This window comes from Parapedobacter soli (assembly GCF_025460835.1).
Taxonomy (GTDB): Bacteria; Bacteroidota; Bacteroidia; order Sphingobacteriales; family Sphingobacteriaceae; genus Parapedobacter; species Parapedobacter soli.
In genome coordinates this window covers 51,160-68,264 of record NZ_JAMXAY010000015.1, presented here as the reverse complement: position 1 = coordinate 68,264, position 17,105 = coordinate 51,160, and the positions used below count along the sequence as shown (strand labels likewise).

15 protein-coding genes are annotated in these 17,105 nt (G+C 51.2%); 6 read left to right on the top strand and 9 right to left on the bottom strand.

All coding sequences use genetic code 11. The features are described from left to right. Positions 1-11: 11 nt before the first annotated feature. The 6 genes from NGM62_RS08920 to NGM62_RS08895 are packed head-to-tail and all read right to left on the bottom strand — an operon-like array spanning position 12 to position 5,823. Complete coding sequence (locus tag NGM62_RS08920; RefSeq protein ID WP_262247253.1) at positions 12-914, bottom strand: LpxL/LpxP family acyltransferase; 903 nt, start codon at positions 912-914, stop codon at positions 12-14. Between the two features lie 9 nt (positions 915-923). Then, entirely contained in the window at positions 924-1,175 is a 252-nt protein-coding gene (locus NGM62_RS08915) for a phosphopantetheine-binding protein (RefSeq protein WP_262247252.1), read from the bottom strand. Between the two features lie 13 nt (positions 1,176-1,188). Then, the gene (locus NGM62_RS08910; protein WP_262247251.1) at positions 1,189-2,409 is read right to left on the bottom strand and encodes a beta-ketoacyl-[acyl-carrier-protein] synthase family protein; all 1,221 of its coding nucleotides are present in this window, start codon (positions 2,407-2,409) and stop codon (positions 1,189-1,191) included. Then, positions 2,406-3,146, bottom strand: a complete 741-nt coding sequence (gene fabG, locus NGM62_RS08905) for a 3-oxoacyl-ACP reductase FabG (RefSeq protein WP_262247250.1) — start codon at positions 3,144-3,146, stop codon at positions 2,406-2,408. Before fabG ends, NGM62_RS08910 begins: the two co-directional genes overlap by 4 nt. Then, positions 3,146-4,279, bottom strand: coding sequence for a WG repeat-containing protein (locus tag NGM62_RS08900; RefSeq protein ID WP_262247249.1), 1,134 nt, complete (start codon positions 4,277-4,279; stop codon positions 3,146-3,148). Before NGM62_RS08900 ends, fabG begins: the two co-directional genes overlap by 1 nt. Before the next feature lie 20 nt (positions 4,280-4,299). Further along, positions 4,300-5,823, bottom strand: coding sequence for an HAL/PAL/TAL family ammonia-lyase (locus tag NGM62_RS08895; protein WP_262247246.1), 1,524 nt, complete (start codon positions 5,821-5,823; stop codon positions 4,300-4,302). A gap of 213 nt (positions 5,824-6,036) precedes the next feature. On the opposite strand from NGM62_RS08895, the gene NGM62_RS08890 reads away from it, so the two are divergent. From NGM62_RS08890 to NGM62_RS08865, 6 genes are all read left to right on the top strand, one after another. After that, positions 6,037-8,400 (top strand): hypothetical protein, encoded by a 2,364-nt coding sequence (locus tag NGM62_RS08890; RefSeq protein ID WP_262247245.1) that lies wholly within the window; start codon positions 6,037-6,039, stop codon positions 8,398-8,400. 140 nt (positions 8,401-8,540) lie between these two features. Next, positions 8,541-9,764 carry an NAD(P)/FAD-dependent oxidoreductase gene (locus NGM62_RS08885; protein WP_262247243.1) on the top strand — a complete coding sequence of 408 codons (1,224 nt, stop codon included), beginning with the start codon at positions 8,541-8,543 and terminating at the stop codon, positions 9,762-9,764. A gap of 3 nt (positions 9,765-9,767) precedes the next feature. Next, entirely contained in the window at positions 9,768-11,426 is a 1,659-nt protein-coding gene (locus NGM62_RS08880; RefSeq protein ID WP_262247241.1) for a C45 family autoproteolytic acyltransferase/hydolase, read from the top strand. Positions 11,427-11,428: 2 nt separating this feature from the next. Next, positions 11,429-12,730 (top strand): phenylacetate--CoA ligase family protein, encoded by a 1,302-nt coding sequence (locus tag NGM62_RS08875; RefSeq protein WP_262247239.1) that lies wholly within the window; start codon positions 11,429-11,431, stop codon positions 12,728-12,730. Between the two features lie 243 nt (positions 12,731-12,973). Further along, a complete protein-coding gene (locus NGM62_RS08870) occupies positions 12,974-13,228 on the top strand; it encodes a DUF6364 family protein (protein WP_262247237.1) in 255 nt (84 codons plus the stop codon). Further along, entirely contained in the window at positions 13,225-13,638 is a 414-nt protein-coding gene (locus NGM62_RS08865; RefSeq protein WP_262247236.1) for a PIN domain-containing protein, read from the top strand. Before NGM62_RS08870 ends, NGM62_RS08865 begins: the two co-directional genes overlap by 4 nt. A 21-nt stretch (positions 13,639-13,659) precedes the next feature. Here the strand turns inward: NGM62_RS08865 and NGM62_RS08860 are convergent, their stop codons facing one another. The 3 genes from NGM62_RS08860 to NGM62_RS08850 form a co-directional block, all read right to left on the bottom strand. Next, complete coding sequence (locus NGM62_RS08860) at positions 13,660-14,250, bottom strand: RNA polymerase sigma factor (RefSeq protein ID WP_262247234.1); 591 nt, start codon at positions 14,248-14,250, stop codon at positions 13,660-13,662. A 79-nt stretch (positions 14,251-14,329) separates the two neighbouring features. After that, on the bottom strand, positions 14,330-14,956 hold the full coding sequence (locus tag NGM62_RS08855; RefSeq protein ID WP_262247232.1) for a response regulator: 627 nt from the start codon (positions 14,954-14,956) through the stop codon (positions 14,330-14,332). A gap of 10 nt (positions 14,957-14,966) precedes the next feature. After that, entirely contained in the window at positions 14,967-16,988 is a 2,022-nt protein-coding gene (locus NGM62_RS08850) for an ATP-binding protein (protein WP_262247230.1), read from the bottom strand. Between the last annotated feature and the right edge of the window lie 117 nt (positions 16,989-17,105).

Genomic DNA, 17,105 nt, shown 5'->3' with positions numbered 1-17,105 from the left:
GTTGTGAACTTCTAGGCTTTGGGCTCCCGCTCACCATACTCAACTGGGCTTAGCTTCCAAAAATTATAATAGTTAAACCACTGTAGCGGGTATTTCGATAATATATGTTCGATACTTTGCACATACGCCTGCAGCAATGATTGTGCATCGCGATGGGTGAATGTAGCAGTGCGCGCATATAGGTGATAATGCCTGCCGCGCTCACGCATCACATAAACGAAAAGCACCGGCGTACTTAGCCGCGAGCTGATGAGGAATGGACCGGCCGGGAAATGGGCTTCCTTGCCAAGGAAGCTGGCGGTCATCGTTTTGCTACCTTCCACAAAGCGATCGCCCGTGAAACAGATCATTCCTTTTTCATCGATTACCCGGTTGATCTCGAACACGTGTGAGAGATCGTCGCCAACTACAATGAATCCAGTCTTGGGCTTGGCCATGATATTGGCGAGGTACGACTTGATGGCCCGTCGCTCTTCATCGGTGGTAACCAAGTGGATCTGTTTGTCGAATTCGCCCATGAAATACTGTGATACTTCAAAATTGCCCACATGGGCACTGATAAGTATCCCCGCGCTGTTATCCTTGGCCAACTGGCGGATGTGATCTATCCCATCAAACTCATACGTGTATTTATGTTCCAGGCCGGCGGTAATCGCAATTTTGTCGATGATGGTCTGCCCGAAAACGAAGTAGTTACGATAGGTATTGATGATACTGCGGAGGAAGCCTTGTTTGCGGCGGTGCCTGAAATACTGGTATATAGCGGTTGTCTGGTGCGGCGAGCTGACGAAATAATACAACGAAACGAAAATAAGCAGGAAATAGGCTACCGGTATACCCGCATGCTTAATGAGGAAAATAAATATTTTGTATCCAGAAACGGTACCCCTCGATTTTCCTTCCCATTCAGCCATTGGATGTGATTAGGCAATCGCATGTATCTTGCTGCCGATTAAGTCGTATAGGTTATCGAATGTTTTTACATTAGTAAAATCTTTACTTTCCAGCTTAATGCCGAAGTTAGACTCGATGAGGACAACCAAGTCCACGTAATCAAGGCTGTCCAAGTCCAACGATTCTTTTAAGTCCGCATTTGGGCGGATGACATCAGACTCCACCTCGAACTCCTCGACCAAAAACCGATTGGTAATATCTATAATCTCTTCCCTACTCATGGATGCTGCGCTGTTACAGTTTTTTTACAATTAATGCGGAGTTCGTTCCGCCGAATCCAAAAGAATTCGACAAAAATACATTAAAATTTTGGTTTATGGTATTTTTTGCCAAACTCAGGGTGGCGGCGGTTTCGTCTACTTCTTCCAGGTTGATGTTTGGGGCGATGAATCCATGTTGTGCCATGATGAGCGAATAAATAACCTCGCTGGTACCCGCCATCCAGCATTCGTGGCCGGTCATCGATTTGGTCGAACTCACCATAGGGCCCGAGCCGAACAGCTGCGTAAGGGCACGGGCCTCGTTGGCATCGCCCATGGGGGTGGAGGTGGCGTGTGCATTGATATATTCGATGTCGGCTGGTGAGAGGCCCGCTTGCCGCAAGGCCATTTTCATGGCTTCGGTGGGGCCCTCTACATTGGGGGTTGAGATGTGGTCGCCGTTTGACGAAAAGCCGTAGCTGAGCACCTCGGCCAAAATGGGTGCCCCCCGTTTTACCGCAGTGTCATAGTCTTCCAGAATAATCGTGGCCGCCCCACCGCCCGGTACCAGGCCATTACGGTCCTTGTCGAACGGGCGCGACGCTTTTGTGGGCTCGTCTTCACGGTCGGAAAAAACACCCAGTCCGTCGAAGCTCGCCATGGCATATTTGTTGGTTTCCTGCGCTCCGCCACAGATGATGCAATCCTGGAGCCCCTGTTTGATGAATAGGTACGCGAGGCCGATGGCGTGTGAGCCGCTGGCACAGGCAGCACTGATGGTCATGTTGATGCCGCGTATGCGGAAGATGGTAGACAGGTTCATCGTTACCGATGAGTTCATCGATTTGAAAATCGCCCCCGATCCCACCAAGGTGGTGTCTTTTTTCTGCCTTACAATATCGATAGACTCCATCACCGCTTGTGATACACTGTCGTTACCATAAACGAGCCCGATGACCCGCTCGTCGAAGAATCCATCGTCGATGCCTGCGTTCCGGAGTGCTTCCTGCGTAGCCACATAGGCATACTCGCTTTCTTCCCCCATACTGATACGTTGGCGGCGCGACAGTACTTTAGTGAGATCGGGGCGTGCTACAGCACCCATCAGGGCCGACCGGTAACCGAAATCCTTACGGTCTTGCGAGAACACAATGCCCGACCGGCCGTGGTATAGCGAGTCGCGCACCTCCTCCAGGTTCTTCCCCAACGAAGAGTAGATGCCCATTCCGGTGATGACCACTCGATGTTCTTTCACGAATATATTCCTCCGTTAATATTGATGACTTCGCCTGTAATATACGAAGCTTTTTTTGATGCAAGAAAACACACCAGTTCGGCTACCTCTTCTGCCTTTCCGAAGCGGTTCATCGGGATCAATTTTTTCAATTCGTCCGTGTCCAAAGCGCTGGTCATATCGGTTTCGATGAAGCCCGGGGCCACCACATTGACCGTTACCTTGCGCTTAGCCACTTCCTGTGCCAGCGCCTTTGTGGCGCCGATGAGGCCCGCTTTCGCAGCGGAGTAATTGGTCTGGCCCGGCGTGCCCTTTACGCCCGATACCGAAGCCACGTTGATGATCCGCCCGTAGCGCTGCCGCAACAAATCTTCGATAAGCGGCTTGGTCACATTGTAAAAACCGTTCAAGCTCGTCTGCAGCACCGTATCCCAATCGTCACTTTCCATCCACATAAAGAGCCCGTCGCGGGTGACACCCGCATTGTTTACAATCACCTCGATGCGGTCATTGGGGTGCTCGGCTTTCCACTTGGCCAGTTGGGCATGGACTTCGGTGCAGTTGCCCACATCAAAGGGCAGTAGTTCGGCCTCACCGCCGTTTTCCACAATCAGGTTACGGGTTTCCGTTGCCGCTTCGCTGTTCGAGTGGTAGTTGATAACGATCGGGTAGCCCAATTCCCGGGCCAATGCAATACTTATTGCCCGGCCGATGCCGCGCGACCCTCCGGTTACCAGTGCATATCGCTTACCGTCCATCAGTTTACGCTTTCAAATGGTTCGGCATTCTCAAACCACTCGCCCCCGACCACATCGCCGTTTGTATCGATAAACCCCCATTTTTTCTTGTGGCTCACACGGGCCACACCATCTATAAAGCCCTTCTCGTCGCCACCGGTCAAGAAACCAATAAAAGCCACGGAAATACCATATTGCGCGGGGATGACCAGCTCGCCGGAGGTATTGACAAATCCCCATTCTTTCCCCACTTTTACCGGTGCCAAGCCATCGAGACTGAAGATCTCAGCATCAGGATATTGGGGTTGGATTACCCATTCGCCCTGGGCGTTTATGTAACCCCACTTCTTGTCAAGGTGTACCGGCGCCAGCCCCCGGCGGAATGCCCGCGCCTTATCAAACTGTGGCGCGATTACCCACTCGCCTTGGGTGTTGATAAAACCCATTTTGCCATCTTTACGGGCGTAGGTGAGTGTCTCCCCTTCTAAGAAAGGCCATATTTTGGTCGCTCCTTCTATCGGCCGGAACACGCCATCGGGTGCGATGAGGCCATACATGTCATTTTTTTTGGCCACAGCAATACCGTTGCCTGAAATATCAATTTCGTTATATTCGGGTATTACCACCACCGTGCCCGCCGTGGAGATGATTCCCCACTTATCGCCCTGCTTTACTTTCGCAAAGCCATGTTCAAACGGCTTGATTTCTTCATACGTGGGTTTAAGGATAAGGTCTCCTTTCGTATTCATAATGCCTACCAGACCGTCCTGGCGGACAAATGCCAGTCCGTTGCTGTCGAAATCGTACAGTTTGTCTGAGAGGGGCATATCGAGTACATTGCCATTATCGTCGATGTATTGCCACTCCTTGTCTACCGAGACTATCGCAACACCGCTATGGAAACTTTTGGCTCTATCGAATTGCGGTTCGATCACCACCTTTCCGCTGGCATCGATATACCCCCACTTACCGTCTATATTTACCGCAGCAAGGCCCCCGGAGAAAGATCCGGCACTTTTATAGGTGGGCGGAATAACCATTGTACCCTGTTCATTGATGTAGCCGATGCTTTTGCCTTTTTTTACCAACGCCAATTTTTGCGCGTGAGTCAGTGAGACTGTCAGTCCCAACAAACAAGTAAAGAAAATTTTCATTATTTAACGATTTTAGTAAGTCAGTCGTTTGCTTTTACATGATTCTTTATCGCTGCCAGATCGGGCGACAGCACCCTATCCTCTTTAAAGATAGGCACAATTGCCCGGATGTCGGCATAAATCTTTCTACTTCTCGACGAAAGCCGTTCCTCACAGCCTAGCGAGTCTACCGCCTGCACAAGTGTAAGCAGCTGGATGGCCAGCACTTCGTAAGCATTATCGATGACCCGTTTGGTGAGCCATGCCGAGTTGGTGCCCATGCTCACAATATCCTGATTGTCTTTGTTGTTGGGAATGCTATGGGTATACATGGGGGTAGCCAGCGTCTGGTTCTCGGCCGTTGTTGAGGTGGCCGTGAACTGGGCGCCCTGCATGCCGAAATTGAGCCCCAGTTTGCCGAGGTTCACAAACGAAGGAAGAATCCCGTTCAGCGAGGAATTGAGTAGGTAATTCAATTGCCGCTCCATCAGCATGGTCAGTTTGGTGATGGCGATGCGTAGGGTATCCATCTCAAAAGCCACGTAATCGCCGTGGAAGTTGCCGCCATGGTACACACTTGCCGATGCCACATCGATAATAGGGTTGTCGTTGGCCGAGTTAACCTCTTCAATCAGCGTGATGGTGCTATGCTGTATCGCATCCCAGATGGGCCCTAGGATCTGCGGCACGCAGCGGATGGAATAGTATTCCTGCAGTTTATCTTTGAATATCGTTTCTTCCACCTTGCGGTTATATAGGTGGTCGGGGCGTTTCCGGATGAGCTTGCTGTCGACAATGATTTCACGCATCCGTGCGGCCACCTGCCGCTGGCCATCGTGTCTTTTTGCCGCATTGAGCGTTTCGGAGAGGTGGTCGTCGTATGCGCTCACCAGCTCATTCATCATCGCCGAGCAGGCTATCGACCAGTCCAGTAGCCGTTTGCCGTAGATAACGTTGACGATGCCGATACCGGTCATTGCCGATGTACCATTGAGGAGCGCAAGGCCCTCGCGGATGTGCACCTGCATGGGGCGCAAACGTTCGTTGGCAAAGGCCTGGGCTGCCGGCACCTGCTTCCCGCGGTAAATGACATTCCCCTCGCCGATCATGTTTAACGCCAAATGGGCAAGCTGGACGAGGTCGCCACTGGCACCCACGCCGCCGTGCTGGAAAATCACCGGCAGGATATTCCGGTTCAGCATTTCCTGCATGAGTGTAATTATGCTGGGATGTACACCGGAAAAGCCCAACGATAGGGTGTGCAGCCGGGCCAGGAGGATGGATTTCGCATAAAGCGGATCCATGATCTCGCCCATGCCGGCCGCATGGCTCCGTATCAGGTTGTATTGCAGCTGCGTCTGGTCGGCATCGGCAATGCGGTATTGCGCCATGGGCCCGAAGCCAGTGTTAACCCCGTAAATAATCTTGTCTTTGGCGAAATCGCGTAGGAAATCGTGGCTTTGGTGTATCCTGTCCGACGTGTCGCTAGGCAGATCGATTTTTCGATCCTCAAACAATACCGCGTGAAAATCGGTCAACGCTATCGGGTTCGTTATTTCTATCATTTAGTTGGAAATGCATACTATATAAGCGGTTGCAAACTTAGGTAAATTGGTTTTGATATACAACCGAAACGGCTTGCCGGACATCCCTTTATGTTGGATTAACGGTAGGTAAACGTGGTATTAGGGCTAAAAATACTTACTATAAGGTATTTTTTATCACGAAGTCTGGGGCTACCTTTACCCCGGTTGATTGGTCATGTTAAAATTCCGTTTATGAAACGCACCTTTTCCCGTTTTTACCTCGTTCTATTGGCGGGAGCACTTATTTTCTCCTGTGCCAAGAACGAAACACCCAAGGACGATCCGGCGGCGGTGCTCCGGAAAGAACAGGCCGCAAGGGCCGAGCACAATAACAGGCAGTTGCCCGGCATGGGCAATGTGTTCATCGCCGCCGGCGTGCAACCGGCAAAACCGGTACAGCTTTTCATGCGGGCAGAATACGGCGATGACGACCTAGCCTATTTTGCAGCCACGGATGCCCAAGGCGCCCTGGGCAGCGACCAGCGCATCGTGCTGGGCGCTGCAGACGGTTCCCGCAGTGTGCTGCAGCTGGAAGAAGGCCGCTCGCTGCGGTTCTATGCCCGGCAGGACGGCAGCCCCCCTTTACTGCTGGAACTGGCCACCCATGATGCCTCCCGGTTTGAGGTTTCGCTGTTCGAGGTCTCGTGGGCATCGGGTAGCGAAGTACTGCTGACCAGCGTATACATGCAGGGTGGCGAGCCCATCAGCCAGTATAAGCAGGCTTCCATTGGAGGGGGGCGGCAGGCAAGTGCGGCGGCGTCCCCGGCCATCCCCGGTTGCCCACGGCCCACGGCCCAGGCATCCACCGCAGCGACCATCGGCGATTACCTCGGTTACGTGCGCTGTGCCATGAAGCCACTTAACGCCGACGGCAAACTACGTTCGGCACTCGTTGACGGGGTCAGCGGCCGGGAGGGCATGGAGGCTGCACTGATGGACCTGCTGGGACACCTGCAGGCCATGGATAAAAAGCTGGAGGAAGTCGGAGGCAGATTGAGCGCCTTCCAGACGGACCCGCTGGCCACGGATGATTCCATGGCGCAGTTCAGTTGGTACGAGCGGGCGGGCGGAACAGCAGCAGCCGGACAGGCCCTGCTCACAACCGTGGATGACCTATCGCAACTGACGTGGGATGAAAGCCACACCGAAGCATCGGTGGGCCTGATGTTGCAGGCCACCGACAGCCTAGACAAGGCAGTCACCGGCAGAACCGTGTTCATAGACCTCCGCGTGGAGCTTGAGCAGGGAGGCAGCAAACAGGTGCTGCTTGAAGAGACAGTAACCACCGATCCACAGAGCGGCCGGTTGCATTTAACCTATACCCCCGGTGCGGGGCAGGTGAAGCCGCAGGCGGGCGACCGCCTTTTGCTGCAATACCGGCCCACGGGCAGCGAGGGAGCATATACGTCGGTACCGGTGGAGATAATCGACAGCCGCCCGACGAGGATCACCATCGTGAGCGGCAATGACCAGGAAGCCGAATGGAAGCAGCCGCTCGGCGCCCCACTCGTGGTGAAGGTGACCAACCGCGCCGGGAAGCCGCTAGAGGGCGTGGAACTGGTCTGGAGTGTAATGTCGGGACTGCCAGATCTCTTTGAGGACAAGTTAAGCCACCCACAGCCAACCGACGCACAGGGCAACGCTGAGGTGCGCCATACGGTCGGTGCACAGCGAGACGAAGGGCCGACAAATATTAGAGTGCAGGTGCGGGGGCGGGACGGGGCTATCATCGAAGGGCTGGAAGCGATTTTCACCTATAAGATTAAACGGAAAAAGTTTACCGTGGTCGTATTGAAGCCACTAGACATGAATTACGAAAATTGGGGCGAACTGGCGGAATGGCAGAGCGGCGACGATGTGATGCTATACTACAGCGCATATTTTCGCTTCTATTTGAAACAGGACGGAAAGATCGTGGAGGGCCCGGACGGGAAACCATATATTCAGGAGGCTTCGACAGCAGATTTTCACAAAGGCTCTCGGACTATGCCAGCAAATCACCCTTTTCAGGCGGATGACATCGTCATAAAAGATTGCCCATTCCGGTTCCTGGATCCGACGACGTCGTTGACAGACAGTATCGTCGTTGACGTGCGGATTAACAATCGGCTTTACCGAAATATAGTTGGGAATAGCATCCGCGCCATAGGAAGTCACGAACCTTTACCCGCCTACCCGACAGAGGAAAACCCCATGGCCGGGGAAGTCGTTTCCATCGATTTCCGTACAGATGGCAAAATGCAGGTTATCAGTGCAAAGTATCCCGATCGATCCCAGTTATTGGATTATACTAGTGGTAATGTTAGCTGGGGTCACTATGGTTATGTTGCTGTGTATGACTGTGATGGGAGAAACTATACCATGGAAGAGGTGGTGGGCGTCTTTGGTGCGACCCAAGGATTACCTGTCTATGCTGGAGTCGCCAGTAGTTATGCACTGCTAACTGATGGTACGTTGCTTTTCTTCGGAAGCGGTGGTTATGTGGGCGCGTGTTACTATAAAAAGATGAAGGTTTGGCAAAGTATTGAATTTCAACGGTCGGCGCCATCCCTTTAAAATTAATATCCCGTCGATTAAAGACACCAGTTTTTAATCGAGATGCTTTATGGTATGTGGTTCGTTACTACCTCCCACGAAGCTTGCTTTTGTAGGCAAGTTTGTCTAAGTTTGGGCCATCCATACACCAATTTATTAGTATGATTTCAGAACACGTTGATGTCTTAGTAATCGGAGCGGGGCCGTCGGGTGCCGTAGCCGCATCCATTTTACACAAACAGGGAATCAAGTTAAAGGTCATCGAGCGGGAGCATTTCCCGCGGTTTGTTATCGGGGAGAGCTTGATTCCCCGTTGTATGGATCACTTTGATGAGGCGGGGTTTGTAGAAGCGGTTGAAGCCAAAGGGTTTGAGCGGAAAAACGGTGCCCGGTTCCTGCGGGGTGAAGAAGTATGTTGGTTTGATTTCAGCCAGAAATTTTCTGCGGGATGGGACTGGACCTGGCAGCTTCCACGTGCTGAGTTTGATAAGACCCTTACGGATGTTTTGCAGGCACGTGGAGTGGATATTGAGTTTGGCACATCCGTGGAAGATGTTGTTTTCCATGGTACCGATTCGGTAACAACCGTACGCGAGGAAAGTGGTGTGAAGCGCGAAATCCATGCCCGGTTCCTGATCGATTGCAGCGGATACGGACGGGTGCTACCGCGGTTGTTTGACCTGGACGAACCCTCTAACTTCCCGCCGATGGCAGCTACATTCGTACACGTGGAAGATCCCCGGCGCCCAACGGGCGAGGAGGGGACATTGATTACATTCGACGTGTTGGAACAGAAAGTATGGTTTTGGGTAATCCCGTTTTCCAATGGGCAGTCGTCCCTGGGCTTGGTTTGTCCCAAGGAACACCTGGAAGCTATCCAGAAAGAGAGTCCTTCCGAGACGTTCCGCTATATCATCAGCCAGTCTGATTATTATAGGCGCCGATTCGACGGTATCGATTTCATTTTCGAACCCAAACAGATTGTTGCTTATACCAAAGCGTCGAAAAAGCTATATGGCGATGGCTTTGCAATCACAGGGAACAGCGCCGAATTCCTGGATCCTGTTTTTTCTTCAGGTGTATGTTTTGCTACGGAATCCGGATCGAAGGCTGCAAAATTGGCTATCCGGCAATTAAGGGGAGAACAGGTCGACTGGCAGAAGGAGTATGAAGATCACATGCTTTGGGGAGTCAGTGTGTTCCGCTCGTATATACGCGATTGGTATTCGGGCGACCTACAGAAATTTTTTTTCCACAAGGAAGTCAACGAAGATGTGCGCCGTAAGGTCTGTTCGGTGTTGGCAGGCTATGTGTGGGATAAGGAAAACCCGTTTGTGAAGAAACACGACCGCGCGGTGAGGGCCGTGACGCATATGTTACCGTAATTTGTGAGAGCATTTCTCCTGTCCATATGTTATCTGGTGTTTTGTGGTACGTCCTGTGTCGGCGTGAAACGGATTCCGCCGATGGCCAACTACAACAGCCATGTCGGTGACCGTCGTGAGGTATCACCAGACAGTTACGTATTGCCGAATGGCCTCCTTCGGAAAAACAACCACGGCCTATGGGAGTTGTATGTAGCCGGTGATCCGTTGGAGCGGGGCCTGGCCAATGGTAGACTCACCCAAGAGTTACTCCGCCGGCAGGAGGCTGTCTTCGTTTCACAGGTAAAGGAACTGGTGCCATCGCGTTTCCACCGTTGGCTGCTGCGCGGATTCATCGGCCGTTTCAACCGGCAGCTTACAGATTATATACCTACGGCCTATCAAGTAGAGATTTATGGTCTTTCTCAATCGGCTTCCGATACACTCGATTTCATTGCAAGGCCCTACCCACGCCTCTTATACTTCCACGCAGCCCACGATATCGGCCATGCATTACAGGACCTTGCCCTGGTAGGATGTACGTCGTTTGCGGCGTGGGGCGACCACACGGCCGACGGGAAACTGTTGATTGGCCGGAATTTCGATTTTTATGCCGGCGATGATTTCTCGAAAGAGAAGGTCATTGCATTCATCGACCCCGATATCGGATATAAGCACGCGATGGTGACGTGGCCGGGGATGGTGGGAGCCGTATCGGGCATGAACGAAAAGGGACTGACAGTAACCATCAATGCGGGCAAATCGGCCATCCCCAATCAGGCCAAAACACCCATTTCGTTGCTTACGCGTGAGATTCTGCAATATGCAGGTAATATCGATGAAGCCATCCATATTGCACGCCAACGGGAAGTATTCGTGTCCGAATCGATCATGGTGGGTAGTGCGGCCGATAGGAAAGCGGTGCTCATCGAAGTGTCGCCCCATAAAATAGGGGTCTATGAAGTGCCCAATACAGCAGATCTACTGGTATGTGCCAACCATTTCCAAAGTGAACCATATCGTACAGACAAGCGTAATCTCCGGCAGCTGGAAGAAAGCCACTCGAAATATCGCTTCGACCGGATGAATGAGCTGATTGCACAAACCCCGAAATTGACACCTGGGGATGCTGCTGCGGTGTTGCGCAACAAGGAGGGGATCGGTGGAGTGGATTTGGGATATGGCAACGAAAAGGCAATCAACCAGCTTCTTGCCCACCACGCTGTGATCTTCCAGCCCGAGGATTTACGGATGTGGGTAGCCACGGCACCTTACCAACTGGGAGAATTCGTAGCGTATGACCTGGACGAAGTGTTCGAACGGCTGAGCACACTTGATGCCGGGATCCCGCTCGCGTCCGACCCGCTCAATATCCCAGCCGATCCGTTTGCCTCGTCGGCAGATTTCCAGGATTATGAAAAATTCAGGCTGCAGATGCGTAATTTGGAGGCTGCGATTGCAGCCGAAACAACCATATCTGATGCTGAATTGGCTGATTTTAGGCAGCTTAACCCGATGTTTTGGAAAACAGACTTCCTCATCGGTGAATATTATCGGGGCAAAAGCCGCTATGTCGACGCCCTACGGCACTACCGATTGGCTGCTGCCAAGGAGGTGACGACGAAAGTGGATAGTGCCCTGATCCAAAAGCGGATCAGAAAATGTGAACGATTGAGCAAGTGAAAATGACTACCATTCCCCCTATAGAGCAGGCAGATCGCGAAACCATCAATCGGTTTCAAGCAGAAAAACTACAGCACTTCATCGCGTACCTACAAGCCAATTCCGCTTATTACCAGCGGCTTTTCCGGATGCATGGTATCGATATCCATAGCATACGCACGCTGGATGATCTGGTCCGTCTGCCATTTACCACGAAAGAGCAACTCCAGCAGGAGAATACCGCTTTCCGGTGTGTGCCAGAAACCGAGACAGCCGACTATGTAACGACATCTGGCACATCCGGCGACCCCGTATTGCTTGCCCTTACCGGCAGCGACCTTGATCGCCTCGCATATAACGAATCGTTGTCTTACCAGTGCATGGGCATGGCTGCCGGCCAAACCGTGCAGCTCACTACCACGCTCGACCGCCGTTTTATGGCGGGGCTGGCCTATTTCCTAGGTGCCCGTAAGGCCGGAATCGGGGTGGTGCGGGTAGGGTCGGGTGTACCCGAGCTGCAGTGGGGCACGATAGCGCGCGTGAAACCCGATGCCCTGGTATGCGTACCATCGTTTTTGTTGAAAATGATTGAATATGCCGAAGCCAACGGCATCGACTACCGGCAAAGCAGCGTAAAAAAGGCGCTCTGCATCGGTGAACCTGTGCGTAATCCCGACTTCTCACTCAATGCGCTGGCCAGCCGGATACGGAGCAAGTGGGACATCCAACTTTTTTCTACCTACGCATCCACCGAGATGGCCACGGCCTTCACAGAGTGTGCACATGGGGTAGGGGGACACCACCACCCGGAGCTCATCATTACCGAGTTTGTGGATGAAGAAGGGCAGCCGGTGGCCGAAGGCGAACCGGGTGAGCTGGTCGTGACTACACTGGGCGTGGAAGGCATGCCGCTGCTCCGTTTCAAAACCGGCGACATTGTGCAGCCCCATTATGCACCCTGTGCGTGCGGGCGGACCACCTTAAGGCTCGGTCCCGTCATCGGCCGCAAGAACCAAATGGTCAAATATAAGGGAACCACATTATATCCACCCGCGCTGTTCGATCTACTGAACGATATCGAAGAGATCGAAAATTATGTGATTGAAATCGCTTCCGATGAATTCGGCGAAGACGAAATTACAGTCAAAGTAGGTGCCGCACTGATATCGGATGAGTTGCTGCTGAAAATCAAAGACCGGTTCCGGGCGAAGCTCCGGGTAAGCCCTAGGATTATCTTCACTTCCATCGAGGAAATCAACAGGATTAAATTCCCCGAAAACGCCCGGAAAAGTATCACCCTGTTCGATCATCGTAGGCAACGTTAATTATATCAGGTCTTTTTTCTTATTGTGGGGGTAGTGCCGTTGTTGACACTGCTCACGGCCATTATTGTTTCGCGTGCATCCAAACCCTTACTTGCTGTTTTTCAATTCGGCAACCTGAGTGGCTAAATCGGCAACTGTTTTGGTGAGTGTCGTGATTTAGTAGCGTAATCCAGGCGGCATGAATATTTCCATTTTGGAATATATTACGTTATACGTATATTTGTGGTAATAATTACACGTGTTATGAGTACAAAACTGACCCTTACAATAGATGGCCGTGTTATCGATGCAGCTAAACAATATGCTCGCGAGCAAGGCAGAAGCTTGTCAGCCTTGGTGGAGAACTACCTGAAGTCGGTTTCTAACCAGACTACGGCTAAAGCGCCTACGGAAATTTCGCCGAAAGTTCGCAGGTTATTGGGTGCCGTTTCATTACCGGACGATTTTGACTACAAAACAGCGTTGACGGAAGCATTGGAAGAAAAGCATTTAAAATGAAAGGATACTTTCTTGATACGAACATCATTATCGATTTTCTGGCTCATCGTAATCCATTTGCTGAACATGCTGCAGTGCTGTTTGATGCCGCACTGGCGGGCAAAGTGAAGCTGTATATCGGGGCAATTTCCGTTAACAACGTCTATTATGTGCTTCGTAAAGTAATCGGGCATGAAAAGACAATCAGTTTGCTGAACCAATTGATGGAACTTGTAGATGTGGCAGAAGTAACTGGCCCGGTATTGAAGAAGGCGATTTCTTCTAAATTCAAGGATTTTGAAGACGCGATTCAATACGAAGTGGCACTGACATTAGTAGAAGTCGACGCAATTGTTACCCGTAACGGAAAGGATTTTAAAAACAGCGAACTTCCTTTGTTTAATCCTATGGAGGCACTTGCCGCACTTTAAATGGTGATAACATAACGGTAATTATAGCCCGTACCACCACCAGATCACCTGCATAACGCCGAAGAAGAACGCGCACCCCAGCTTGGCACGAAGGAGGCGCAACGCGTTGGACACTTGCTTTTTTACGGTGCCTTCTGAAATGTCCAATCGGTCGGCAATCTCCTTGTGCGAGAGGTAGGCTTTGCGGCTAAGCTCGAATACTTCGCGCATACGCGGCGGCAGGTTTTCGATTTCGCGTTCAACCAGTTTTTCGAGTTCCGAAATGCGGAGTTCTTCATCGGCAATGACTTGCCCCTCATCGAATTGAAGCTGACTGAGGTAGCTGGCTTTTACTTTTTCCTTGCGGATGTACCGGATAACCTGGTTGCGGGCCGCGCCATAGAGGTAGCTGCTTAGTGAAAAACGCAGCTCCAGCTGCGGGGCGTTTTCCCAGAAATGAACGAATACATCCTGCACGGTATCGGTGGCCTGCGCCTCATCACGGAGCAGGTGGTGGCAAAAGCGGTGTAATACGCCCCAGTATCGCTGGTAAAGTTCGGTATAGGCGTGGGTATCCTGCGCTTTGACCAAATCGGCCAGTACTTCGTCCGTGAGTAATGTGTATGTCTTCATCTCAGTGGGCTTGGCTAGCACCCAAAGATACCATTTTTGATCGTTTTTGGTTAAGTATTTGCAGAAATTAGCCCGACGGTTAGTTAATCAACCCATGCTCAATGGCAAAACGGATCAACGCGGCCGTGTTGCTTACTTCCAGTTTGGTGATCATGTTTTTGCGATGCGTATCTATGGTAGACGGACTGACAAACAATTTCTCCGCGATTTGGACATTGGTCAATCCTTCTGATATATGTTGCAGCACTTCCTTCTCGCGCTTGGTAAGGTTGGGTAGGATGCCCGACTGTATAACAGGAGAGGGGCGGAGCAGGTGCTCCAGATCAAGGCTCATGTATAACTTGCCCTGCATTATCGTGGTAACGGCCGCTGAAATTTCTTCGGCCGATGCGCTTTTGATGAGGTAACCCATGGCGCCATGCGCTATCATCCGGGAGATGTAGCTACGCTCGCTGAAGGTACTGATACCCAGGATACGGATGTGGGGAAATTGGTTGCGTACTTTTTTGCAGAGATCTATGCCACTGATATCTGGCAGGTTAATGTCTAGCAGTAACACATCGGTCGCAACGGTTTTTAATAAATTAATGGTGTCAACGGCGTTGTAGGCAACCCCACTGATATGCAGGCCGTCTAACTTTTCAATGACGGATTTTAATCCTTCTACCACAATGGGATGGTCATCAACGATAAAAACGCTGGTCATACGGGTGGATTTAATGGAGGTTGCCCTCGATGGTTATGGATGTGCCTTCGCCGGGATGGGTACGGATATCTACAACGCCATTAACGTAGCCCGCCCTGGCTTTGATATTCTGTAATCCGGCCCCTTGGTGATGGTTAGGGGCGCTCGCATCGAAACCCTTGCCATCGTCTTCTACCGTGAGCGTGAATTTGTCTGATTCGCGGATGAGTTGTACCAATGCCTGTGTGGCTTCCGCATGTTTGATGACGTTATTCAGCAACTCCTGCACCATACGGTACAGAATGATCTCGGTATCTTGATCCAAACGTTGCTCCAAACCATACGTCTGCAAGCGTACATCCAATGGACTGGATTGGATGATGTTTTCGCAATAGTTTTCCAACGCTTCCTTCAGTCCGAATTTAATCAGCGCTTCGGGCATCATGTTGTGCGATACGCGGCGGAGTTCTGCAATGGAATTATCCAGTTGGCCGAGGATCGTGTTGACCGCCTGGGCATTTTCTTCCGATAAGAATACATTTCCTTTCATTGTTGATAATCCTAATTTTACACCAGAGAGGAGGCCGCCCACACCGTCGTGCAGATCTTTGGCCAGCCGGCTGCGTTCTTCTTCCTGTCCTTTCATCAGCGATTGGGCAGCAACAAGCTGACGTTCCCTTTCCAATTCATTGATTTTCTGGAGATTTAATTCTTGTTCTTTGGCATATAGCTTTCGGCGGTTGCGCACATTTTTATACACGAGCAAAACAAGGCCTGTCAATAACAGGCAGCCCATAATAAGCGCGGTATTGATTGTATCTTTTTTCCGTAGCGCTGCTTGCCGAATCGCCAGCGCGGCTTTTTGCTCGGCTAGGGTTTTGTCTTTTGCTGCGGTTTGGTATTGCATTTCCAGTCGCTGGATTTCTTTCAATGATTGCTCACTGGCTATCATTGACTTCAACGAATCTGCTTTTTTAAAATAATGGAGTGCCTTTTGGAAATCGCCGTTTTTTTCAAACAGTTCCGAGCGGAACAGGAATACCTGACCCAGCTCAAAATTAGCGTTCAATTCTTCGCCAATGCGCTGGGCCTCGGCTAAATCTTCGTCGGCCTGTTGATATCGTTGCAATGCCGCAAGCGTATTTCCCCTATTCATGCGTAGGTATAAATCAAATTGGGGATCATCCAGCTGGCGGACTATCCCCGCCATTTTTTCGTATTGCTGGAGCGATGCGGAGAATCGTTTTTGGTCGTATAGGATTTCGCCGATGTTATTGTAGACATCGGCAAGAAATGCTTCATTACCCAATTGCTTGGCTAATGAAGCACACTGGTCAAACATGGTCAGTGCACTATCCGCGTGGCCCAGTTTCGATTCCTGTGTAGCCCAATTATACAGGCTGTGGAACATATACGTGGAGTCGTTGATACTGCTGGCTATCTGATGTGATTTTCTGGCGTAATCCCGCGATGCCGTATGATTTTCGATCATGTTATAGGCGGCGCTCAGGTTGAACGAAATATTAGCAGCCAGCCGGCGGTTGTTGGTTTTTTCGGCCACGGGAAGGCCACGGAGTAGGTTAATTGTGGCCGAATCGCCATTGCCGAAATAGATGTGCATATTGCCCACGTCATTGTAGGCATACGCCAGCTTGGTCTCGTCGGCAGCTTCCAATGCCCAGCGGAGTTCTTCGCGGGCGTGGTGCATGGCCGTGTCGAGCTGTTGGCGTTGCTTGGCCGATACGGCCATGAAGTGATGGTAATCTGCCAGGCCACTGGCATGATGGAGCTGTGTTGCCAGCTGGTGTGCTTTTTCAATAAATGACGTGGCGCTATCGACCTGCGATTGCGCATAATGGTACAGCGCATATTGGATATACGCCTGCATCCGGAGCGTATCATTTGCCGGATCTCTTTTTTGCTCGTTTCGTAAACTATCAAGCATGGGATTTTGTGGCCTCGCTACATGTAAGGTAAATGAAAACACCGCTACGAGCAGCAGTGCCCGCCATTGCCGGGGAGCAAACGAAAAATAAGCCGATAAATTTTGCATGCGGACGATTTATACCATCCAAAAGTGGGTAAAAAATTGAGGTGCGGCAAGCCTTCCTGCAAAAATCCCCTTTTTGGGGGAGAATTTAAAATCCCCGTTTTCAGGATTGTACAGGCC